Consider the following 24,016-nt stretch of genomic DNA (forward strand, 5'->3'; position numbering starts at 1 on the left):
CTTTTATTAAATTTCAAATGGTTTTAGATAAATCATTGCCAATTTTTTAAGAGATTTTACGATTTTTTTAATATAAACCGTAATAAGTTATGCAATGACTATCTGAACTATTTAGGTATAAAGTGCGGCTTTATGACACCGTCGAGCTTACTGTACGGAATACTAAGTACCGGCATACCATAAGCATATGGGCCGATAGCATAATGCTGATAACGGATATCGATGCCTTTGTCTGTCAGTGTCACATTGTCACTTAAGGTAAATGGCCAGTTTTTCTCATAACTGCTGACATCGTCGTCAACCGTTTTGACCCACGTTTTATAATCATCATAAGCAAGCGCTTTAAAACGTGATTCCTTGCCTGATTGAAGCATATCCTCAAGCGTGATTTGTTTTTTGGTGCCAAGGTCAAATATTAAGTATTCGCTATAAGGCATGCCATGAGCGCCACCAGTAAAGACATAAGTATTGATTTCAAACAGCTCAAAATCACTGACATGACCTAAATACTCAGGCGTTACCATTAAGCTATAAGCCCATGAACTGCCCTCTGGCATATCTATGAACTGTGAGCTGGCAAAGTCATCAATGGCGGCTTTCACCATTGTCTGATTGGCGTTCGTTTTGATAGGCACAGATTCAGTCGGTTTACTATTGACGACTAAATTATTAATACGCGCATTGGCGATATCATTGATCCAACCGTGATTGGTCTTCAGATATTTGATGTCAATTTCTGGACAATTATCGCGCTCAACACACTGTGCTTGCACTTTTTTAGGCAGCTCATATTCTAGATAATCCGTGCTACTGATGAGATTACCTGCATTGGCAGGCATCGCGATGCTACCTAGCAGTAAACTGCCGGCAAGCAGTCTCAGCAGACGACTACGACTTGCTGTCATCGATAAATGCGGATTCATTGTTGGCTGATTGATATCAATTTGATTCGCAGCGTTCATATATCCTCTTTTATAAACATAAGATGTTACTTGATATTCTACCGTAACAATGACGATGTATTGTAGGAACACTGTTTGTGTTTTTAGGGTTTTGCTGTCTCCTGCTAACGAATAGCTACCTACCCTCTCTCGTTTAATGCCTAAATCTAAGCTAATAAAAAAGACACGGCTGGCGTGTCTCAAAAGATAAACTAACTCATGAAATGATGGATTTTAATGCTCACGAGTATTGCTAAAAGTGACTTCTGGATAGCGATCTTGCATCAGCTGCAAGTTGACCCGTGAGGGGGCAAGATACGTTAAATAACCACCGCCATCTAGCGACAACTGGTCATGAGCTTTGCGTTTGAATTTCGCCAATGCCACTTCATCATCACAATGAATCCAGCGTACGGTGGCAATCGATACTGGCTCAAAGATACACTGTACTTTGTACTCTTCTTTGAGACGATGCGCGACCACTTCAAACTGTAGTACACCAACCGCACCTAAGATTAAATCGTTGTTAATCTGCGGCATAAAGACCTGTGTCGCGCCCTCTTCGCTTAGCTGCTGTAGCCCTTTTTGCAAGGCTTTTGATTTGAGCGGATCTTTTAGAATGACACGGCGGAACAATTCAGGCGCAAAATGTGGAATACCCGTAAAGTTCAGCTCTTCGCCTTCCGTAAAACTGTCACCGATAGAGATGGTGCCGTGATTATGCAAACCGATGATATCACCCGGATACGCTTCTTCTAACGCTTCGCGATCCCCTGCCAAAAAGGTCAGTGCATCGGCAATACGTACATCTTTACCCAAACGTACATGCTTCAGCTTCATGCCTTTTTCATACTTGCCTGAACACACGCGTAAAAATGCAATGCGATCACGATGGCGTGGGTCCATGTTGGCCTGAATTTTAAAGACAAAACCACTAAAATCTGTTTCTGTTGCCGCTACTTCACGCTCATTGGTCGGATGCGACTTGGGTGGCGGTGCATATTTGATCAAGGTATCAAGTACCATGTTTACGCCAAAGTTGCCCAATGCCGTACCGAACAATACTGGCGTCATCTCACCCGCTAAGAACGCCTCAACGCTAAATTCTTCTAACGCCATTTGTACCAGCTCAAGTGACTCTTCGAAAGCATCAAACATCAATTGACCCAAACGCTCACGGATATCTGGATAATCATAGCCCGCGCGGGTCTCAGAGACTGTCATCTTGCCGCCATTACCTTTTTCATAAAGGTAAGTCTTGTTCTCAGTCAGATGGTAGACACCAACGAAATCTTGTCCCATGCCGATAGGCCAAGTTACTGGAATACATTTAATTTTTAACACTGCCTCAATCTCACTAAGCAGCTCAAGCGGCTCACGAATTTGACGATCCAGCTTGTTGACAAATGAGATGATTGGCGTGTCGCGCATTCGGCAGACTTCCATCAGCTTGATGGTTCGCTCTTCGACCCCTTTAGCCCCATCGACCATCATCAACGCGCTATCCACAGCGGTCAAGGTACGATAGGTATCTTCACTAAAATCGGCGTGACCTGGTGTATCCAATAGATTGACCACATGGTCTTGATAAGGAAACTGCATGACAGAAGTGGTGATCGAGATACCACGCTCTTGCTCCATACTCATCCAATCTGATGTCGCATGTCGATCAGTCTTGCGGCCTTTGACCTCGCCTACTACCTGAATTGCCTGACCCCATAATAGTAACTTTTCAGTCATGGTGGTCTTACCTGCATCGGGATGCGAGATAATGGCAAAAGTACGGCGTTTAGCCACTTCTTTGTTTAATTTCTTTGGATCTACGCTCATAATTTTTGGCTTCAACCTTAACTTCAAAAAGGCTGTCTTTTAGACAGTAATCTAACTAAATAGAATAAATAATGAGCGTATTGTAGCGGATTTAGCGTCAAGGTGCAGAATTAGCGCATAAAAAAACACTCCCTAGATAGTCAAATAGAGAGTGTTGGTCAATTTTTTAACATGATGCGTTTTTAAGATTAATAGTAGCGTTTGATTTGTGCGGCCAAGAAATCTCCTGCGACTTCATTGACTATCGTACAATCAACTACTCCGAGAGTGAAGTCTTCATTAGGCGGCTGTTGGTCTTTATTAATATAGTCCGCATTGAAAACCGATTTGTCATATTCAGCACCATAGTAGATATATTCAGGTCGCTCATTGGTAGCAAAAAACTTCACCTCCGCCGCGCGATCATTATTATCTCTACCTACCTTTACTGTAGTAGTAGAAGATTTCTGATTATCACCAAACCTATCCTCATTTATCTCAATCCAGTCTTCAAGGGCTTGGTATCTTGTTTTGTTTTTATCATTGAACACAAAAAACGATTCATCGCTCTTAGTCACAGGGATATAACAGACTGAACCATTGGGGAAGCTGGTACTATTGGGAATATTTATAAAGTTATTCAGATCAGTAAAAATACCGCGATCATCACTAGGACGACTGCCTTTTTGATAACTGCTAGCATTTTTTCCTGATAGATCAAGCGTTCTATAATCTGTTTGATAGTTAAGTTTTTTGTTGCTATTTGTCTCATAAATAGGACGTTTTACAGTGCGGCCTTTAACCTCAATATAGCGATCTTCAAGGGTACCTTCAAAGTTTTTACCTAGCACTGTTGAAACAGGTAAGTCATTAATAGTTGAAGAATTAAAACTACCTTTAATATTAGTCACATCGATGTCACGTTCCCCGTCACTATACTCAGTCTCAATACGTGCAATGTCGTTATTTAAGCGCTCAAAGTAATTGATTTCAAGCTCGTTGCTGTTTCCCGAACCATAAATACCATCATCCTCCCCACCGCAGCCAGCAAGGGTAAATGTTAGCAAAGAAAGTGCAATAGGTAACACCATTGATTTATTCATCGAATAAGACCTTTATTGGTTAGATTTTTTATCATCTATTTTGATAACTTTATTTTTTACAGCTATATTCCTATATTACATTAATACTTCTGTTACTTATAGCGATTAAGCTTTTCCTGCGATAGTTAAATGCAGCTAAAGATTCTACTAACAGTTCACTTACAAATCCACAGTATATACTTACGACTGACCTATATTGCTCATGCACTGGTTTGTTATGCTGAATCCCTATCAAAATTTATTGCTTAAACATAAAAACTCACAACAAAGGATATGTTATGAAAACACTATATTCCACCAAAGCGACAGTTACTGGCGGTCGTACAGGCAATGCCAGTCTGCAAGACAGTGATTTGACGATTAATATGGTCGCACCCGGCTCTGATAAAGACGGTAATAATCCAGAGCAGTTATTTGCGATGGGCTATGCAGCTTGCTTTGATGGCGCACTTGCTGCGGTCAAAGGGGCAGAAAAAGCAAAGTTTGACTCTACCACTGAAGTATCCGTAGATTTAATGAAAGGTGAAGGCTTAGATTTTCAATTAGCCGTGAAAATTCATGTCACTGCTGAAAACACAGAGCTATCAGCGGATGAGTTCCAAAAGCTGGTCGAAAAAGCGAATAAAGTTTGCCCATATTCTAAAGCGACTCACGGTAATATCGATAGTGAAGTGACTTCAGAAGTAAAATAAAATTGTCAGAATAAATATATTGGTAAAGATAGAAGGACTCAGACTATTCTGGGTTCTTTTTTTATGAGCGTCTGTCAGCAGTATAAATATCATAACTATCGAGAAGTTCGGCAAGGTCTGATTTTATCGTTATAATGGAAGCATCGTTTTATCTGATATTTACTCTATCTGATACCTAATAATAAGTGACCTTTATGACTGACCATATGACCGAATCCTCCGCAGACAATAACCACAACTCGCATCAAGCGCTTGACCCTAAAGCCTTACCAAATTTTGATACCATGCCCAACGTAGCGACTATGGACACCAGTCACGTGGACAAAAATCAGCCACCTTTTATTTTGGTTGATGGCTCTTATTACCTGTTTCGCACTTATCACGCCTTGCCAAAAACCATGCAAAACTCGCAAGGGCTAATAACGAATGCCATCCGTGGCACGCTCAATGCGCTACTAAAACTGATGCGTCGATATCATCCCACCCATATGGCGGTCTGTTTTGATACCAAGTCACCTACTTTTCGCCATCATATGTCTGCTGATTATAAGGCGGCGCGTCCGCCCATCGACATAGAGCTGGTGGAGCAAATTCCTTATATCCATCGCTTGGTAACCGCTTTGGGCATTCCACTGTTACGCATCGAAGGTGCAGAAGCAGATGACATTATCGGCACACTGGCGCACCGTGCGGTCGAGCAAGGTCATCATGTGGTTATCTCAACCGGCGATAAAGACATGATGCAACTGGTTAATGACTGTGTCATATTGGAAGATAGCTTCACGGGTAAAGTAACGGACACCCAAGCGGTCATCGAAAAATTCGGTATTAATCCAAACCAAATGATTGATTTTTTGACCTTAATGGGTGATGCTTCTGACGGTATTAAAGGCGTGCCCGGTATCGGTAAAAAGACGGCGAAAGACTTGCTCGTTGAATACGGTGATATCGACAATATGTTAAAGCACATCGGTTTTATTAAAGGACGCGGCGCTAAAGGCTTGATTGAGCATGCAGAGGAAATTCCATTCAATGCCAAACTGGCCACTATCGTCACAGACTTAGATATCGGTCAAGACTGGAATGATTTAAAAATCAATACCAATCCTTGTGCTCATATAGATGAACTGCGCGAGCTATATAGCGAGCTTGAGTTTAGAAATGAGCTTGCTTCTCTTGACCACCCAAACCATCCAGCCAATGCTAATGGGAACGGCGTACAAAGTGTTGCAAGTAGCCAAGCAGATGCTGAATCACAAGCACAAATCGCTAAATCGCTACAATCAAGCAGTATTGAGAATGTCCAAAACGGCAAACAGCATGATAGAGCGTGGCACACTGTTTTAGATGAGCATGCGTTTGACAGTTTGATTGAATTATTAGAGTCTGCGCCACACTTTGTCATTGATACCGAAACCACTAGCGTCCATTGGCGTCAAGCACAAATCGTCGGTTTGTCTTTTGCGGTACAAGCGCATGAAGCCTATTACATACCACTGACACATGCGCTAGAGGGTGACGAGCTGACGGCTAAACAGCTCGACCGCGATAGCGTTTTAACACGTCTAAAACCTATTTTAGAAAACCCAAATATCGGTAAAATCGGTCAGCATTTAAAGTACGACGCCCATATTCTCAGCCATTATGATATCGATTTATTGGGTAATATTCATGCTCGTCCCAATAATTGGGCGATGGATACCATGCTTGCCAGCTATGTGATTAATGCTGCGATTACCCGTCATGGCATGGATGATTTGGCACGCCATTATCTACAAACCCAAACCATCAGCTATGAAGATGTCGCTGGTAAAGGCGCTAAGCAAGTTACCTTTGATCAAGTCGCCATCGATATCGCTAGCGACTATGCTTGTGAAGATGCTGACATTACTTATCAGCTATTTGAGGTGTTCAGCGTTGAGCTAGCCAATGATGACAATAATACCAAATTGCTCAATGAGCTAGAAATCCCAACCGCCGAAATCCTCTGTCAAATGGAAGCAAACGGCATTTTAATCAAACGCCCATTTTTAAACGAGTTATCAAAGCGCTTCGATGAAGAAATTATCGCGCTAGAAAAACGCGCTTATGAAGTCGCTGGTGAAGAGTTTAACTTAGGCTCACCGAAGCAGCTCGGTGAGATGCTATTTGAAAAACTCGGCGTTCCGGGTGGCAAAAAGACCAAATCAGGTCAATACTCTACTGGTGAAGCCGTACTGTCAAAAATCGATCATCCATTGGTCGATATTACCTTAGAATATCGCGGTCTATCTAAGCTCAAAAGCACTTATACCGATGCGCTTGATAATGTCGCAGATTCTGAGACTGATCGCGTACATACCAGCTATCATCAAGCATTGACCAGTACTGGGCGTTTGTCTTCAACTGATCCCAATTTACAAAATATTCCGATTCGTACCGCGACTGGTCGCTTGATTCGTCAAGCCTTTATCGCACCAGAAGGTCGCGTTATTTTGGCGGCGGATTATTCACAAATTGAATTGCGTCTCATGGCGCATTTCTCAGGCGATAAAAACTTAACTGACGCCTTTAATGAAGGGTTAGATATTCACGCTGCGACTGCCGCTGAAGTACTTGGCAAGGATGTTGCTGACGTAACCTCGATCGAGCGCCGTAATGCCAAAGCCATTAATTTTGGTCTACTATACGGTATGAGCGCCTTTGGACTTGCCAAGCAATTGCAAATGAGCCGCAATGAGGCACAAGATTATATCGATATGTACTTTGATCGCTATCCGGGTGTCAAAAACTATATGATTAATACTCGCGCCAGTGCTCACGAGCAAGGCTATGTCGAGACGATATTGGGTCGTAAGCTCTACACGCCTGATATCACTCATAGCAACCGTATGGTCAAGCAAGGCGCTGAACGTGCTGCGATTAATGCGCCACTACAAGGCTCAGCGGCTGATTTAATTAAGCTGGCTATGATTGCCGTCGATAAAGTACTGCCAAAATCGCAAGCCAAAATGCTGCTACAAGTCCATGATGAACTGGTGTTTGAAGTGGATAGTGACAAGGTAGATGAGATTAGCCAACTCATTACTAATGCAATGCAAGACGTCTTAACGACCACTGCTGTTGAAAAAGGCTGGAATGTGGACTTTGCTGTGCCGTTATTGGTTGAGACGGGTGCTGGCGAGAACTGGGATGAGGCCCATTAATCACGAAATAAATTAATTAATTGTCCTGTATAAGGCTGGAGATTTTTCCCAGCCTTTTTTTAATGGATGATGTGGTCAGAAAACCTAATGTGTTGGGTTATTATCGATTGAATAGATCATCAATAGAATCCGAAGAAAAATCACGATCATACATCGCATCCTTATATTCATCATATGCTCGATCAGCTTGAGACTCTCTTTCATTATTAAAGTCAATAATACGGTCTATATCTATACTATCTTCAATAGATTGAACTTCAGATCTTGTAAAATCAAACCCACAATCTAACTCGTTTAAAGTATCTACAACATAGTAATGTTGGTTTTCATCATAAGCTATGGATCCATCAGATTCAGCGTACGAATCTTCGAATATTTGATGATCCATAGCCCAATCAGTTATATTATTTTGAAGAAAGTTAACAACTTTCTTTTTGTAAGCTTTTATAAGCTGATCTGCTCCAGATATAAGATGGATTAGTTTAGCAATTTCTTTCAAATCATCAAAATATGCACCTTCTAATGCTTTGTTAACTACTTCTTTCATATAAACATCACTAGAAGCAATAAGACCACAATCTATAGCCATTTTTAATATTTTTATAGAAGGTAATCCAAGTTGTTTAAATAAATTATTAGAGTACGAGTCTACTAATTTTTTCACCATTTTTGGAATATCACACTCAAGTTTCTCTGTTAATTCTATTAATTGAATCGAATACAAGTCAGGCGTTAGCTCTGAATATAGCTCAGACTGAAACAACCTAATTAGTAATGTGTCAAAGTCTAGTATTTTTTTATTGGATTTAATCAACCTATCAATATTATCTAGTGCATTCTTTGTTCTCAAGCAACTCATCAATTTTTCTAGATAATCAACTCTATTGAGATGTTCCGAGATCACAAAGTCAGCAATCGAAGGATTAAATAAACTGTAAGTCACCTGACCATCTTTATTTATATTCCTGTTTAAAACAGACCCTACTAACCCCCGCATGATATTGCCAATGGTAGGATACTCCGATGTTGGATCTAATCCTGACTCCTTCAGATTGATTAATAATGCAACTACCTGCTCTTCGCTAACGGGACTGCCGTTTAAGACGATGGCGATTACTATATGCCTATCCAAATCACTTATCTGCGTCTCTATCATGCCACGCCAAATATCCTTTGGGTTATCAAGAGACTTTTGAATATAATCCCAATAACCCTCAGGACTTGCTTCTTTCTCAACTTTGATAGCATCATTAATAAACTCAATCAACCGCGGATTGAAATTTTTGTGTGAGATAATGCTTCTATAGCGCTTATCAATATATATTTGCTGAATGAAGTCTTCTGATAAATCACTAAATAGATGTGGTTATAAAGAATTTGTGCTCTATCAAACTCTGTCAGAGACTGAATTTTTATCTCATATTCATTCCTATCAAGGTTACCTTGTTCAAATTTTTCTGACAATCTTTTCCCTTGATTCAATATGTTCGAGCGAGTCGTTAGAATAAATCGTTTTGAGCTGTCCTTACTAACTCTTTTCATAAAGCTCACAATATGTGAGTCCTGCTTTGCATCTATTGCGAATAGGAAGTTACTTCCTAAAAAATCATCAAAATAAAAAATTTGTTGCCATTCAGGGTTATATATTTTTTCCGCTTCTATAATGGACTCATGCACTACAACTAACTGATAACCTTGAGCAGCATACTCAAAGCACATCTGTTCCGCTAAAGTGGTTTTGCCAATACCAGGTTCGCCGTTGATAATGATACTGCCAAGTTCTTCTAACTTTTCGAACGCTTTTTTATGATTCTCGGTTCGCACATACTTAGGTAGAAACTCTTGAATTTCTTCCAACTGAAAACTACTTCTTCCCAGTACATCGTTAGATAAAATTGACTGTAAAACGTTAGTACCTGCTAGCCATAGCTTGTAATGTTGGCGCTCTACATCAGGATGTTTGGCTAATAAACTGTTTATATCTTCATTACCAATGATGTCAGATTCATTTTTAATATAAGGGCTAAAAGCATCTGAAATGTCTTTTTTGTTTTGAGCGGATAGTGCTAATGAAGTGACAAAAATATATCTACTAGGATTCAATTTTATAACTTTTTTGGCTTCATGCTTTTGACATTCTGCTACTAATGCTTTGATACCTGATTTTAGCCAATGTTTGCATTGAATGATGACAACACCGTTTTCAACACTTCCTTCAAAAAAACGTCCATCGATTCCACCATCCCTACCTGATTTAAACCGTTCTATATGAGTGTTAAATTCTTTAGATAGCAAATCAACCGTTAGAACTTCAAACTCTTTATCGTTAAGAGTTTCAAAAGTGTAGTCAGTCATAGACCTAGCATCCATTACGGTTGTATAGAATATTAAATTTTGATGTTAATATATTAAATCTTTTAAAAAACTCTAAAAATCTTTAGGCGCGATAAAAGTGTGTGTGTTTTGGTCAAAGCTGACGGTATAACGCTCTTCGCTCTTTTTTACGCTGTTAGGTATTAACTCATAGTTTTCATCATACTCTCCGCTTTCACTATCATGCGTCATGGTCAATGGATAAAATCCTGCGGTCATCGGCTGATAACTCTCGATATGGACACTACCTTCGATTTTAGTATATCCCGGAGCACTCATAAATTCATATGAGTAATCTGAAGGCAGCTGTGCGACTTGTTCAATCTCTCCGCTAGCTACAGGCGCGTACATTTCCCAAAAACAATTAGTTTGCCCTCCTGCCCCTGATCCACAATGACTCCCTACCCACCCGTATTTATCATCACCCACTTCTCTTAAATCAAAATCTATCAGCTGACTTCTACCCGCTCCGCCATTTTTTATATAAGGACTGCTTGCAGAGACGACCCAAGAATTGCCTAATTTATAAAGCATGAATAATCCACCAAGTCCTGGTGTCACTCGTGCACCATCTTCAACTGTATCACCAGAAACCAAAACATATAAAGTATCTACTCCCTCGATGTTTTTAAATTCATAATGCTTAGGAGCAAGGCAATAGGTTTCTGAGCCATCATCATATAAGGTACAACCACGCAACTTATCATAGCTTGAACTGTAATAAACACTCATAATTTTTTCAACAGCTTGCCTGACATCAAGAGATATTTCAGCATGTGCTGAAGGCAAGACCATCAAAAACAAGCTTACAATGATTAAAACTTTCATATAACAGCGCCTCTATATGTATGTGCTTAACGACCTATGGCATAATACTTTTGTTTATCCTTTTTAGCCACCCAAAGTAATTGACGCTCTCCATGATTAAACCAGCAAATCTCAACACCATTACCCTTTACACACTTGCCAGCTTAAGTTTATGCACGCAAGCATGGGCGGATACTACGCCCACCACAGAGCCGAAAGTCGAACCGCTAAAATCTGACACGGCTTCGTTATCTCATGATGCTAACTCTAATCGTGATGAAAACCTCAATCAATTTGGCTATCTACCTCAACCTACCGAAACATCTGCCGAGCAGTCCGCTTCATCAGTACAAGGAGCACAAAATTGGACGGACGAACGCCGTGAAGATGTCCAAGAGCAGCTGCATGAATGGGCACACAAAATGGACGGTTGGTTCGGCGAACCGGATCCCAAAAAACCCGCCAAAGCCAGTTTACGAGTTGTACTAGATACCCGCTGGGTCAACGATCCACAATCAGGCAGTGACGTGAGCGTTGAACCTAGAATTCGCGGCCGCTTACGATTGCCAGTGTTAGAAAAAAGATTGAGCCTGATTATCGGTGATGAGGATTTGGATGAAGATACTTTCTTAAAACAGAATGTGAAGGGCGATACCTACCAAGCAAATACCAGTAACCAAGATGGACTCGTCAACAGGAGAAAAACGCGAGAAGACAATGGTTCTATCGCCCTTCGTTGGTCACGTTTTAGTCATGAGGTTGAGCAGCAGTTAGGGGTCAAAACAGATATCGATGTCGGGGTTCGCTCGCTCGATGACTTATACGTAAAAATGAGCGTCGTTAAAGACTGGTATGACAACAAAAAATGGACTGTCACTAGTGATAGTTACTATCGTTATGGACTCGATAGTGAGCACTATGCAAAAGGCGGGCTAAATCTGCAATATGGCACAAATGCTGAGCGGTTCATCAATAATCGCACCGCCATCCGTTATCGCAATCAAGACAATGAAGAAAGCACAGACTGGAGCAACGATCTCAGACAAGTACACTACTTGGGCAATGAAAAACAGCTGGCTTATGGTGTCTCTACTGGCGGTTACTTTGACCATGATAAATCAACATTAAACAGCTATGGCCCTGCTATAAGCTACCGCCAACCCGTTTGGCGAGAGTGGCTTTATGTACAAACAGAGCTAAATTATTATAATGATAAAACAGCAAATAAGGACCACTATCCGTCGGCATTATTGCGGATGGAAGCGTTATTTTAACCCTGCTATCTATTGAATTGGTTGTATCATCATAGGTATAAATAGCCGATAGCAATGTGCACAATAAAGAGCATTTGTTTGCTTGAATTAACAATAACATATGACTCATTAGTTATATTAAATAACGTTATAGCGCTGACATTGGCGTTATAATAGCGGTCTATTACGTTACCTGTAATTAAATAAATTTCGGTCTAAAGTGAGCCTTTGTGCTCACTTTTTTTATTTTAAAAAATCAGAAGGTTTTTATTTTGAGTTCAGATGGCATCATCGAAATCCCTGGCATTATTATTTTATTCGCCTGTCTGCTACGTTGCGTGCAGTATTTACTACAGAGCTCTGCCACAAATACGTTTAAACAGATTCGAGCTTTTTGGTTGGCAGCGGTGCTAGTATTCTTTGCTGTGATACGCCGTGAGTTAAATTATCTACCAGACTTATTGGTTCCCACTGACTTTGTGTTGTTCAGCCATTCTTATGACTGGTGGGAAGACCTCGTCCTGACCATCGTTTATGTGCTGATCGTTGGTTTATTGGCTTATTCATGGCGCTATCTTTGGACAATATTAAAAAAAGTACCTGTTTCTTTGTATTTTAGCGTCGCCGCCTTGGCATTATTAGAATATATGGGCGAAAACGCCATTATGATTCCCGAAGCTTTTGGCGTCATCACAGAAGAGCTGTCAGAGACTGCTATTTATGGCATTGCCTTGATTTATTTGTGGCGCTTAAACTTAAACGAGTACGACTGTCAAGCAGAAGAGACGAGCGAGCTGCATTGTCAAACGGCTTCACACTAACGCAGAGTGTCTCTGCTAACAGTGATAACTGCTCATTATATTAATTACCATGCGCTCTACATCAATAGTTATACTCTCTAGCAAAATACATTTAGACGAATTTGTTATACTATAGTCGGTTCAATTTAAAAACAGTACAAAGCAACCGAGTGTAGATGTATATTTAATACTTCAAGCGAGGCTAACGCAGTAATATTATTATAGTGGAATGACTATAATAATAAGTCCGAGGGATAAGCATCCTAATATACGACCTCGATTTACTCATGATTAATAACGATTAAGTCACTTATTATGAATATATTGATTACAGGCGCATCACGTGGTGTCGGCTTGGCCACCGCCAAAAAGCTGGCGGAAAAAGGCCACAATATTGGGTTATTTGCGACCAATACTGCCACACTTGAAAGCGCCATTAAAGACAAATCTTTTAAGAAAGCCGTCAAACAACAGCGTATTATTACAGGTCAGCTGGATGTCACCCAGCCTGACTCGTGGGACAATGCGATCAATCAAATGATTGAACATTTCGGTGGTATTGATGCACTCATTAATAATGCTGGGGTGCTGGTCAGTGGCGCATTACCAACGACCAATCTAGATGAGCAACTGGCTTTAATTGACGTCAACTGTAAAGGTGTTTTGATTGGCTGTCATAAACTGGCGCCTTATCTGGCTGATAGCAAAGACGGCAAAATTATTAATGTGTCCTCTGCCTCTGCTATCTATGGTCAACCCGAAGTTGCGACTTATGCGGCCAGTAAGTTTTTTGTGCGAGGTCTCACAGAAGGCCTTAATATTGAGTACGAAGAATTGGGTATCAAGGTTATCGATGTGATGCCGCTGTGGGTCAAATCTGACATGACTGCCGATATCGAAGTGACCAGTATGGATCGCTTGGGCATCCATCTAACGGTCAACGATGTCGCCAAAACATTGTGTAAATTGACGACCAGTCCCAATCGTAAACTCAAAAGTACGCATTACTCTGTGGGCATGCCAGCAAAACTCTTTCAAGCAGTCTCACAAGTCACGCCAGATTCTGTAATCCGCTGGGTCAATACCAAGGTTGGTGCTTAATAGCAATATCACCTATTCGTTATACTGTTGTTTACCGATAACGCTTATTTAATATAAAGCCACACTTACGGCTGCTCAATATGAGTGGCCGTTTTGCTTGCCGCTCGAACCTTTATCGCTTGCTCAACAGTTTTACCAGTAAAAATATTGTTTTTAATAACGGTATTTTTTATTGCCCCTGCCGCACTTTCTTCTCGAATCTCAGAACCAACGCTAATCGGTAAATTCACATCAGCAGCGAATTGATTACCAGCTATTAGCGTGCCATCGTCCTCCACGATAATGCCCTGCTCGACTTGCTCAAAACGATTATCGATGATCTGATTGTCCTTAGCACTGTCTAAATGATAGCTGGCAAATGGCGTTTGTTTCAGTAAATAAGCACCGCATTCAAAACCTTTGAGATTGCGCGACTGTCTTGACGCTACCCAAACCCCGACTGGCTCGTCGTTAAAAGTATTGCCACGAATCATATTGTCACGGCTCGACTCGGTACGCTTAAAATGATTGCCCCGCGTACTGTCATCGGCATGCTCAAAGCAATTGCGATACAGCAAAATACTGCCTGCCCCATTATGGATAAATTGATTGTTTTCGATACGGTTATTGCTCGACGAATCCACGGCAATAGCCTCACGACTGGGCTTAAAGGTACGGAAACCATTACCGACAAACACCGAATTTTGAATCACATTATCGCGGCTACCAAATTCCAGATATAGCCCCACAGTGCCTGCATTTTGAATACGGACTTTATCAAAGCTCACGCCATGCACATGATCACCGACAAACATGCCACTATTGATACTGTTTTGACTACTCACATTAATCACACGAATATCGCTTGGTGCAAGCGCACGATTGGCAGCAGGGTCTATCAAGCCGCGCGCATAACGCTGGTTGGGCTGGCTATATTGGCGAATATGTAGCGCATGACCATAGCCATCCACATGACAATTGGCAACGGTAATATCTTCGATAGCGCTATCTGTTTTGGGCTTAATCATAATGGCGCTGGCCGTTGATGCATCATCAACGCGAGTACTGAGCAAAGCGCCCTGACAGTCAAAAGAGCTGTGTGAATCATTCAACTCAAAGCGTATCGACTTGGCTGTTAAATCACAGCTTGCACTGAGTACGCTGTGACCTTTTACCTTAACTATTTGCTTCGGTGTTAATTGTGCGCAGTCTATGGTTGTCGTGGCTTTTGGCAGCTTGGCATCGATAATTAACGGCTGTTTTAAATCAGCATTATCCAAGCTGCTATGGGCGCTGCTACCAGAAAAAGGTACACCTTCACAAGCCGTCAAACCTATTGTGGCACTGATTAAGGATATTGTGACGAACAACCTACTACTTGATACCATCATATATTTCCTATTTTTATGTCTATCTTGTACTTGTCTTACATTTTTTGAACATCCTGTGACACCTTGCTACTATTAGCAAGCGTCATAACACGTCACAATGTTTTTAATAAATAAAATCAGTCACATCCATTAATAATAACTATCGATAATAAGGAAGCCATAATGGACCATTCAAAAAGCCCATTACCAGAAGCAATGGATCACATTGAAGGTGATACGGACGTCAATAATAACAGCCAAGAAATTGATTTGGCTGACCCTATGTTGCATACCATTGATAATGATGATGTCATTGACAATAGCGCAGGATTCGACAACTCGCAAGCCGGAAGTGATGCAATTCAAGGGCTCACCCCTATCCATCATCAAAATATAGACGAATCGCGAATCGATGAAGTATTAGTGGACGATAATTTGGATGACAGCGATTATCCAGATATTGTCGATATCGCTGGTAGAGACGCGGCGGAACGTAGTAATGATGACGATTTTTAACCACGCTCTTTCATGATAAAAAAGCTTTGGCACAATAAAAAAGCACGCCCGTTATATCGAGCGTGCTTTTTTTGTACTATAAAATATTGGTTACATTACTGACAACGGCTGGTCAGTCCAAACATCTCGGTAACTGGTGTAGTAGGTAATCATACCTATTGGAAGCAGTGCTAACATACCTAGCCCTAGTGTAAAAACCACCATCAATATCATTATTATAGGAGCAATTAACCAAAAAACGAAAAATGGTAAGATATTTTTTAAACACCCTTTAAAACTCATTTTCATTGCCTGAACAGGCTCAATGTTGTGAAGCACAATTAAAGCAGGTGCAAACCAGATAGCCATAAGTACAGGAAATAGTAGTACAAAAACCAATAAAACACTCAATACCATACCTGCAATCGCAACGTCACTTGACTCCTGAGCTAAAGACAAAGCCATACCACCGAATATAATCAGCATAGGTATCATTGCAACAATAACAGCCACTAAATACAAGACGAATAAAATAACTAATGGCTTGAGATGCGTATAAAAGGCTGAAAAAAGATGGTCAAATCTCAGCTCGTTGCCTACAGCTTGATCGGCACAACCTTTTATTATTCCACCAACAAATACAAAGGAAAGAAAGGGGAAAATGAAATTTATCACGGGTACGCTACTACCAATCATAGCAATGATTAAATAAACAACACCAATAGCTAACCATAATAAAAATTGATCTTTAAATATTGCAAATGCTTTGGTAATCCAACTTATACCCCATCCTGCTTGGCACATTCGAGGTTCTACCAATAACTGCGGTAATAGGCAGCCATACTCGTCAGTGGGCGGTAAGTTCGGTGGTTGACCGTTAGGTTTTTGTAGAGACACAGAGGGTTGTGAATAATTAGAGCTGGACATGTTTATCCTCAAAAATAAAGTTAAGCAAACGTAAAATTGACAATGACACAAAAGTTTATTTGGGATAGTTTTACATATCAGTCACAAAAAATCCCAACTTTATTCTATTTTAATCAAATTCATTAAAATCATCTAGCCAAAAAAATACCGAACATGATGTCCGGTATTTTTTATGATTTACAAATACAGTCAATTAAGCCCAACCATCTAGCGTTCCCGCCCAGCCTTTGACCAATGGCGCACTAAGCGCCTCAAGCAAATCAATGTGCGCCTCATCCAAGTTCAATGCAGGAATATAGTGATATTCTTGTCCACCCGCGTGGAGAAAGTTTTCACGATTTTCGATGGCAAGCTCTTCTAGCGTTTCCAGACAATCAGCAGAAAAAGCCGGACTAATGACTTGTACCGAGCGCACACCTGACTTGCCCCAATCTTCTAGTACAACATCGGTATAGGGCTTGACCCATTCTTGCTTACCAAAGCGTGATTGAAAACTGATAATCCATTCATCATCCTTTAGACCAAGCGCATGAGCCACTTGTGCAGCGGTACATTTACAACGCTTAGGATACGGATCGCCTTTATCAGCATAAGGCTGCGGGATACCGTGGAAGCTAAACATCAGCTTGTCAGGCTTGCCATGCTCTGCTTGAAAACGGCGAATCGAATCGGCCAATGCTTGGATGTACAGCGGATGCGCAAAGTAATCTTTGACGATGGTATAGTTCGGCAAATTGCGCTGCTTGAGCGTCCACTTTGTCAACGCATCATAAACAGCACCACCAGAGGAAGCGGAATACTGTGGAAATAATGGCAAGATAACAAAGTGATCAACGCCTTCACCGCGCAAGGTATCCATCACATCAGGCAAACCAGGATTGCCATAGCTCATCGCCGGATGGACAGAAACCCGAAATGGTGCGGCACTATTTGCAAGCCGTGGTTCCAATAGCTCCACTTGGCTCTTTAGTATCTCACGAATCGGTGAGTCGCCTTCCCAAATACTGGCATAGGCTTTTGCCACACGTTTAGGGCGGCTTGGCAATACAAATAAATTGAGAATAATCGCCCACAAGAATTTCGGAATCTCGATGACACGGGGGTCAGACAAAAACTGTTTTAAGTAACGACGTACGGCAGGCGCTGTTGGCTCATCTGGCGTACCTAAGTTCACTAATAGGACGGCAATACGGGGAGGCAGTTCAGGTTTCATAGCAGCACTATTTTATTATTAGGTTAATTAAAGAAGAATATGCGATAAAAGATTATTAAGTCATGATTGATTAAATGCTTTATTAGTGTAGCATTTTATCCATTAATAACGCATAGTAAAAGCACCCTTATACAATTTGATACTTAGTTGCTATTTATGGATAGTCATCAATCATTGATTCACCCCAACCCTTCTCTGCCTACCACCCATCGTCCCTAAAAACTATGCTTAAAAGACTATGCTCAAAAGACTCGCTCGACGGTTGTACTCCTACGCGCATCACCATACAATAGGCAAGCACATTGTAAGAAAAACATTTAGAAAACAGTGTCGGCAAAGCAGTATTGGCAACACTGCCTATCGACAGTTTGCCCTTTTTATTTTATTGATGATTGTTGTCTTGCGAGGTAGCTTTGAACGCACGCCCTAATAATACCAGTGACCAGTCCCCAACAGATACGCTTCATTCGGCGAGCTTAGTTAATCCCATGGACTCAGTAGGTTCAGTCGGCATTATCACGCCTCAGATTTTTCATTTCGCTGAGCCGTTGACGTTAGAATGTAATCGTACTTTGCCATCGTTTGATTTAATCATCGAAACTTATGGCACGCTAAATAGTGATAAATCAAACGCGGTACTCATTTGCCATGCGCTATCAGGCAGTCATCACGCCGCCGGTTTTCATAGCGATGATGATAAAAAAGCCGGCTGGTGGGACAATATGATTGGCCCTAATAAAGCGATCGACACCAATCGGTTTTATGTCGTATGTGTCAACAACATCGGCAGCTGTTTCGGCTCTACCGGTCCAACGACCATTAATCCTGACAGTATCGATTCAGACCAGAATAATGTAAACAAAAATAGTTTAGACAAAGAAAGTTTAAACAAAAACAATCCAGCCAGTGAACCGCAAGTTTATGGCCCTGACTTTCCGCTCGTCACTATTAAGGACTGGGTAAAAACCCAAGCGATGCTGTCAGATCGTCTCGGTATTGACGTTTGGCACGCCATTGTTGGTGGCTCAATGGGTGGTATGCAGGCGCTTCAATGGTCAGTTGATTATCCAAATCGGTTAAAACGCTGCGTGGTCATTGCCAGCACGCCAAAGCTCTCAGCACAGAATATCGCCTTTAACGAAGTGGCGCGGCAGTCCATTTTATCCGACCCTGATTTTAAAGAGGGACGTTACTTACAAGCAGGCACCTACCCTCGTCGCGGGCTAATATTGGCTCGGATGGTTGGCCATATCACCTATTTGACCGATGATGCGATGAAGGCGAAATTTGGTCGTGATTTAAAATCTGGCAAATTTATGTATGGCTACGATGTTGAGTTTCAAGTGGAAAGTTATCTACGCTATCAAGGCGAGCGCTTTAGCGAAAACTTCGATGCCAATACTTATTTGCTCATGACAAAAGCCTTAGATTATTTTGATCCAACACGTGATTATCCATCAGCCATGGCAACAGATTCGACAAAATCAGCAGCACAGCTTAAGGACTCGATTGCCACATCAGTGGAATCTAGTAAACAAAGCACGCAACCTGCGTTAGAAGGTACAGTGGCAACGATAGATGAAAGTGAACAGAATCGCCAGCAAGAGCTGTCTGCGCTCAAAGCCGCCTTTGCCCATACGCAATGCCAATACCTAGTGGTCTCATTTACCACGGATTGGCGCTTTGCACCGGAGCGCTCACAAGAGATTGTCGATGCGCTGATGGCGACTGGCAAACCAGTTAGCTACATCAATGTCGATGCGCCGCATGGTCATGATTCTTTCTTATTTGATATTCCCCGTTACATGGGTGCCGTCCGAGGATTTTTGACTGCGCCATTTATCACCGATAGCAAATCAAAGCAGCCAGCAAAAATCACAAATCAAAGCAGCCAGCAAAAATCAGGAGCACGCTCATGAGAATGGATCATCAATTGGCTGAGCGCTGGATTGCGCCGCACTCACATGTACTGGACTTGGGCTGCGGTAATGGTGAGCTACTCGCGCATTTACAACAAAATCGCGGCGTCACTGGCTACGGACTTGAGATTGACGAAGAAAAAATCAACGATGGTATCGCCAAAGGCTTATCTATCATCGAGCAAGATCTGAATGATGGTCTGGCACGTTTTGCTGATAACAGTTTTGACACCGTCGTCATGGCACGAGCGCTGCAAGCGGTCAAATCGCCTGATGTGCTCTTACTTGACATGCTACGTGTTGCCCGCGAAGCCGTCATCACCTTCCCCAATTTTGCCCATTGGCAAAACCGCATTCATTTAGGGCTTAAAGGGATGATGCCTGTCTCAGAGGCATTGCCTTATGAGTGGTATAACACCCCAAACATTCATCTGTGTACGTTTAAGGATTTTGAGCAGCTTTGTGCGCAGCATGATATTCATATCGTCAACCGCTTTGCCGTCAGCGATTCTGAAAAAGGTCATACGCCACTTATGAAAGCATTGATACGCCAAGCACCCAACCTATTGGCAGACGTCGCTATCTATCGTGTCACCAAACAAAAACCCGAATAATAGGTTTGTCTACTTAGGGCGTATCTTCATTTTAAAAATGGTGATAAAAATGAGATAAATTGCCGTCAAACAAGGATAGTAGCGCAAATAATATCGAGATATTGCTAAGCTATTTGACGATGTTTGGCAAAATTTAACCATTTTTGCCCATTTAGAAGATAATCGATTGAATTGAAGACACGCCCTAGCATTGGTTGAAAGCAATAGCATGGCTCATAATTACAAATTTTAACCTCAATAGCTGGTTAATTTATTCTTACGCTTAAGTAACTCTATGATTTTATTGAGGACAATGAGGTATGAATAAGCATTAAATCATGTAATTAGTATTTGAGTTTCGTAAGTTTGGGTGTTAAGCTAGCAAAATAGTGTCAATCGCACCCTGATTCTGACCGTTTATCGGTTCGATTAAAGGAATTTGCCATAACACATCGATTAATTATATTGCTAATGATTAGGTAAGTTGGTATCGCAAGATTTCACCTAATTGTTATCGCCGTCTAAACCCTTTTAGCGGTGCAACTTTTTTTGCTTATTAACTGCCTAATTTTGGAGCTGCTATGAAATTATTAAAAGCTGCGTTGTTTACTGCCTTATTTTCTTGTGCAGGTCTAGCAAACGCTGAGTTAATATCAAACGTGCCACTTGATACGTCACGTTTTGAGCTAATGCCAGTCAGTGAACTGTCTAACCGCGCTGCCCAAGGTAACGATCATGCTCAGTTTTATTTAGCCAAGCGCTTACAGAAAGGTGAAGGCATTGCAAAGAATACCCAGCAAGCTATTCAGTGGTATACCAAAGCGGCTCAACAAGGCGTTGCCCCTGCTCAGTTGAATCTTGCCATCATGTACTTGCGAGGTGAAGGTGTGCAGCCTAACTTGCAACAAGCGAAAGTTTGGTTAGAAAAAGCGGCAATGCGCGGCGATAACCGTGCCAGCTATACCCTTGCATTGCTCGATGAAAAGCAAAAAAATCTAGTCGATGCTTATAAATGGTACGATTTGGCTGCCCGTGATGGTATGCTTGATGAAAAAGTACGTAATAAGGCACGCGGTAAAATCGGACAATTGGCATTGAACTTATCAAGCTCAGACATCGCTAGCGCTCGTAGCAAAGCCGATACTTGGTTCCAGAGTAAGTAAACTCTAATTTTGCTTTACGCAGTGAATATAAAAAAAATCCAGCCTTTGAGCTGGATTTTTTGTTGTCTGTTTCGCTCACATTTTACTTTTTTCTTATAGAGAGTTATCTATACATTCTTTGACGTAGACTAATCATGAATTTAAAGGCTTATATTCTCAATGAGTAGATACTCGTATAGCCCTAAACCCAAAAAGTAAGATTAGCTTAGTCAAAATTGCTAAGCATAATATATGTAGTGTGTGCTCAAGTTTTCCACATTACTTTAATTTTTGAAAATAGTATGAAAGCACTAGAGAGTAAAAAGATAATTTAATGCATTAGATATTATGTAACCACTGTATAACCATGTATAATGTTTCAATGAGAAAATTTTATACGATTGCCGAAGCTTCCATTATTCTTGGAAAATGCAAACAAACTCTACGTAGATGGGATAATAAAGGTAAGTTAACTGCCTTTCGCGAACCCATAAGTAATTATCGAGTTTATAGAAAAAAGGATATCAACGCTATTTTACAGCCTACTTTGTTAACCGATCCAATAATTAATTTTGTCAAACCTCATAAAAAATATACTGTCCTTGAATTGTTTGCAGGTGCAGGTGGACTCGCCTTAGGACTTGAGCAGTCTGGCATTGAATGTGTAGCACTCAATGAAATAGATAAATGGGCTTGTCAAACGCTACGACACAACCGTCCTAACTGGAACGTACTAGAAGGTGATATTAAGTCGTTCGATTTTTCAGAATACAAAGACCAAGTCGATATCGTGACAGGTGGTTTTCCTTGTCAGGCTTTTAGCTATGCAGGTAGAAAGCTTGGGCTTGAAGATACACGTGGTACATTATTTTATGATTTTGCACGAGCAGTTAATGAGGTTCGACCATTGATTTGTGTTGGGGAAAATGTCAGAGGTTTAATGTCGCATGAAAAGGGTAAAACTTTAGAAGGTATGATTTCCGTTCTTGATGAAATTGGATATCGAGTTGTTCCAGTGCAGGTATTAAAAGCTATTCACTATAATGTACCTCAAAAGCGAGAACGCTTATTTATTATTGGTATACGTAAAGACATTGATATAAATTATCAATACCCCAAACCATCAAATAGAGTTTATAATTTGAGAGATGCTCTAAAAAAAGGGATGCTATATCAAACAGACGTTCCGAAATCAGATGGTGCAAAATACCCCATACATAAAAAAGAAGTTCTTGACTTAGTACCACCTAAAGGCTATTGGCGGGATTTACCTCTCGATATTCAAAAGGAATATATGGGTAAAAGCTTTTATTTAGGTGGCGGTAAAACTGGAATGGCTAGACGGATAGGATGGGATGAGCCTAGCCTTACTCTGACTTGTAGCCCTGCTCAGAAACAAACTGAACGTTGTCATCCTGATGAAACTCGTCCGTTTACAGTGAGAGAGTACGCACGCATCCAAACCTTCCCGGATGATTGGAAATTTATTGGTTCAACCTCTCAACAATATAAACAAATTGGTAATGCCGTCCCTTGCAATCTAGGTAAGGAAGTCGGATACTCTTTAGTGAAATTTTTAAATGCTTATTATGAGAAATCAAACAGTGAGGATTCTTCAATTTCTTTTGCCAATGCTATATAGCCTTGTTTAAAGAAATCATGTGAGTACATATTAAGAATCATATTATCCAATTTCCCAACCAGCTTTTCGTAAAATCCAGAGTACCCTGTCAGTCTATGCCAAAAATCATTGCCAATAACAACAGGAAACTGCTTATCAATTTCCTTATAGTGTTGGCTTAATTGGCTTTCATCGCCGTATAAAACACCTAGTATCAAATCTGAGTTATTTAGATTTATGGCATTGGTTCTAGCTAGATTTGTTACTGTTGTAAATTTAGCTAGAAGTGGATTGACATCCTCTGAATTTATGGTGTTTGGTCCTGATTTTAATTGACACCATTTCTTCCGACCATCAACTTTATCTTCAAACTCAATATCCATGCCTTTTATTAATGAACCTTGGGCTAAATCCAATTCCACAAACATATTCTGAATACGAGTTCCGAAAGATGTGTTTATTGAAGTTCCTAAAACCCGTGGATAATATAAGGCTTTAGCTATACCAAGAGGTGTGAAATCATCTTCTAAAATCTTAGATAAGTACTTAACAAGAATTGGATTTATCTTATACGACTTTAGCTTTGAATGTGTTTTGATCACATTTATTCTATGATTGTCGAATATCTTTTCTTGAAAATATTTGGCTATTATATCCAATAGTTCTTGTTCACTTTTATTGTCCATAGTTTCC

Annotated in this window: 20 protein-coding genes; 10 read left to right on the top strand and 10 right to left on the bottom strand. The window is 40.8% G+C overall.

The annotated features are described in order from the left end of the window. Nucleotides 1-107: 107 nt before the first annotated feature. The 3 genes from ACP7AE_RS07510 to ACP7AE_RS07520 form a co-directional block, all read right to left on the bottom strand. Complete coding sequence (locus ACP7AE_RS07510; protein WP_426242246.1) at nucleotides 108-962, bottom strand: RsiV family protein; 855 nt, start codon at nucleotides 960-962, stop codon at nucleotides 108-110. A gap of 213 nt (nucleotides 963-1,175) precedes the next feature. Beyond that, nucleotides 1,176-2,771, bottom strand: coding sequence for a peptide chain release factor 3 (locus tag ACP7AE_RS07515; protein ID WP_045453786.1), 1,596 nt, complete (start codon nucleotides 2,769-2,771; stop codon nucleotides 1,176-1,178). 188 nt (nucleotides 2,772-2,959) lie between these two features. After that, entirely contained in the window at nucleotides 2,960-3,853 is an 894-nt protein-coding gene (locus tag ACP7AE_RS07520; RefSeq protein WP_426242248.1) for a hypothetical protein, read from the bottom strand. Nucleotides 3,854-4,131: 278 nt separating this feature from the next. Here ACP7AE_RS07520 and ACP7AE_RS07525 point away from each other — a divergent pair, with 278 nt between their 5' ends. Both ACP7AE_RS07525 and polA read left to right on the top strand, forming a co-directional pair. Continuing rightward, a complete protein-coding gene (locus ACP7AE_RS07525; RefSeq protein WP_055125695.1) occupies nucleotides 4,132-4,545 on the top strand; it encodes an organic hydroperoxide resistance protein in 414 nt (137 codons plus the stop codon). A gap of 194 nt (nucleotides 4,546-4,739) precedes the next feature. Then, a complete protein-coding gene (polA, locus tag ACP7AE_RS07530; RefSeq protein WP_426242250.1) occupies nucleotides 4,740-7,730 on the top strand; it encodes a DNA polymerase I in 2,991 nt (996 codons plus the stop codon). A gap of 100 nt (nucleotides 7,731-7,830) precedes the next feature. Here the strand turns inward: polA and ACP7AE_RS07535 are convergent, their stop codons facing one another. The 3 genes from ACP7AE_RS07535 to ACP7AE_RS07545 all read right to left on the bottom strand — a co-directional run bounded on the left by ACP7AE_RS07535 (nucleotide 7,831) and on the right by ACP7AE_RS07545 (nucleotide 10,931). Further along, nucleotides 7,831-8,997: a hypothetical protein gene (locus ACP7AE_RS07535; protein ID WP_426242252.1), complete on the bottom strand. Its 1,167-nt coding sequence runs from the start codon at nucleotides 8,995-8,997 to the stop codon at nucleotides 7,831-7,833. Continuing rightward, complete coding sequence (locus ACP7AE_RS07540) at nucleotides 8,994-10,085, bottom strand: restriction endonuclease (RefSeq protein ID WP_426242254.1); 1,092 nt, start codon at nucleotides 10,083-10,085, stop codon at nucleotides 8,994-8,996. Before ACP7AE_RS07540 ends, ACP7AE_RS07535 begins: the two co-directional genes overlap by 4 nt. Before the next feature lie 72 nt (nucleotides 10,086-10,157). After that, nucleotides 10,158-10,931 (bottom strand): hypothetical protein, encoded by a 774-nt coding sequence (locus ACP7AE_RS07545; RefSeq protein ID WP_426242256.1) that lies wholly within the window; start codon nucleotides 10,929-10,931, stop codon nucleotides 10,158-10,160. A 92-nt stretch (nucleotides 10,932-11,023) separates the two neighbouring features. Between ACP7AE_RS07545 and ACP7AE_RS07550 the strand changes: the two genes are divergently transcribed. The 3 genes from ACP7AE_RS07550 (at nucleotide 11,024) to ACP7AE_RS07560 (ending at nucleotide 14,064) form a co-directional block, all read left to right on the top strand. Continuing rightward, nucleotides 11,024-12,184, top strand: coding sequence for a hypothetical protein (locus tag ACP7AE_RS07550; protein ID WP_426242258.1), 1,161 nt, complete (start codon nucleotides 11,024-11,026; stop codon nucleotides 12,182-12,184). A gap of 251 nt (nucleotides 12,185-12,435) precedes the next feature. Beyond that, complete coding sequence (locus tag ACP7AE_RS07555) at nucleotides 12,436-12,984, top strand: hypothetical protein (protein ID WP_426242260.1); 549 nt, start codon at nucleotides 12,436-12,438, stop codon at nucleotides 12,982-12,984. A 294-nt stretch (nucleotides 12,985-13,278) separates the two neighbouring features. Continuing rightward, nucleotides 13,279-14,064, top strand: a complete 786-nt coding sequence (locus ACP7AE_RS07560) for an SDR family NAD(P)-dependent oxidoreductase (protein ID WP_426242262.1) — start codon at nucleotides 13,279-13,281, stop codon at nucleotides 14,062-14,064. 65 nt (nucleotides 14,065-14,129) lie between these two features. Here ACP7AE_RS07560 and ACP7AE_RS07565 read toward each other — a convergent pair whose 3' ends face one another. After that, the gene (locus ACP7AE_RS07565) at nucleotides 14,130-15,434 is read right to left on the bottom strand and encodes a right-handed parallel beta-helix repeat-containing protein (protein WP_426242264.1); all 1,305 of its coding nucleotides are present in this window, start codon (nucleotides 15,432-15,434) and stop codon (nucleotides 14,130-14,132) included. A gap of 162 nt (nucleotides 15,435-15,596) precedes the next feature. Here ACP7AE_RS07565 and ACP7AE_RS07570 point away from each other — a divergent pair, with 162 nt between their 5' ends. Beyond that, nucleotides 15,597-15,929, top strand: a complete 333-nt coding sequence (locus tag ACP7AE_RS07570) for a hypothetical protein (RefSeq protein ID WP_426242266.1) — start codon at nucleotides 15,597-15,599, stop codon at nucleotides 15,927-15,929. A gap of 90 nt (nucleotides 15,930-16,019) precedes the next feature. Here ACP7AE_RS07570 and ACP7AE_RS07575 read toward each other — a convergent pair whose 3' ends face one another. Together ACP7AE_RS07575 and hemH are read right to left on the bottom strand one after the other, a co-directional pair. Further along, a complete protein-coding gene (locus ACP7AE_RS07575; RefSeq protein WP_426242268.1) occupies nucleotides 16,020-16,835 on the bottom strand; it encodes a BPSS1780 family membrane protein in 816 nt (271 codons plus the stop codon). Nucleotides 16,836-17,028: 193 nt separating this feature from the next. Further along, on the bottom strand, nucleotides 17,029-18,048 hold the full coding sequence (gene hemH, locus ACP7AE_RS07580) for a ferrochelatase (protein ID WP_426242270.1): 1,020 nt from the start codon (nucleotides 18,046-18,048) through the stop codon (nucleotides 17,029-17,031). 488 nt (nucleotides 18,049-18,536) lie between these two features. On the opposite strand from hemH, the gene metX reads away from it, so the two are divergent. From metX to dcm, 4 genes are all read left to right on the top strand, one after another. Further along, a complete protein-coding gene (metX, locus tag ACP7AE_RS07585) occupies nucleotides 18,537-19,967 on the top strand; it encodes a homoserine O-acetyltransferase MetX (protein ID WP_426242345.1) in 1,431 nt (476 codons plus the stop codon). After that, a complete protein-coding gene (gene metW / locus ACP7AE_RS07590; protein ID WP_045443684.1) occupies nucleotides 19,964-20,581 on the top strand; it encodes a methionine biosynthesis protein MetW in 618 nt (205 codons plus the stop codon). Before metX ends, metW begins: the two co-directional genes overlap by 4 nt. A gap of 560 nt (nucleotides 20,582-21,141) precedes the next feature. Next, the gene (locus ACP7AE_RS07595) at nucleotides 21,142-21,723 is read left to right on the top strand and encodes a tetratricopeptide repeat protein (RefSeq protein ID WP_045443681.1); all 582 of its coding nucleotides are present in this window, start codon (nucleotides 21,142-21,144) and stop codon (nucleotides 21,721-21,723) included. 346 nt (nucleotides 21,724-22,069) lie between these two features. Then, nucleotides 22,070-23,344 (top strand): DNA (cytosine-5-)-methyltransferase, encoded by a 1,275-nt coding sequence (gene dcm, locus ACP7AE_RS07600; protein WP_426242272.1) that lies wholly within the window; start codon nucleotides 22,070-22,072, stop codon nucleotides 23,342-23,344. Here the strand turns inward: dcm and ACP7AE_RS07605 are convergent. Next, nucleotides 23,290-24,009 carry a PmeII family type II restriction endonuclease gene (locus ACP7AE_RS07605; RefSeq protein WP_426242274.1) on the bottom strand — a complete coding sequence of 240 codons (720 nt, stop codon included), beginning with the start codon at nucleotides 24,007-24,009 and terminating at the stop codon, nucleotides 23,290-23,292. The two genes, dcm and ACP7AE_RS07605, sit on opposite strands and share 55 nt — an antisense overlap. Nucleotides 24,010-24,016: the final 7 nt, after the last annotated feature.

This window comes from Psychrobacter sp. TWP2-1-2 (assembly GCF_049896785.1).
GTDB lineage: Bacteria > Pseudomonadota > Gammaproteobacteria > Pseudomonadales > Moraxellaceae > Psychrobacter.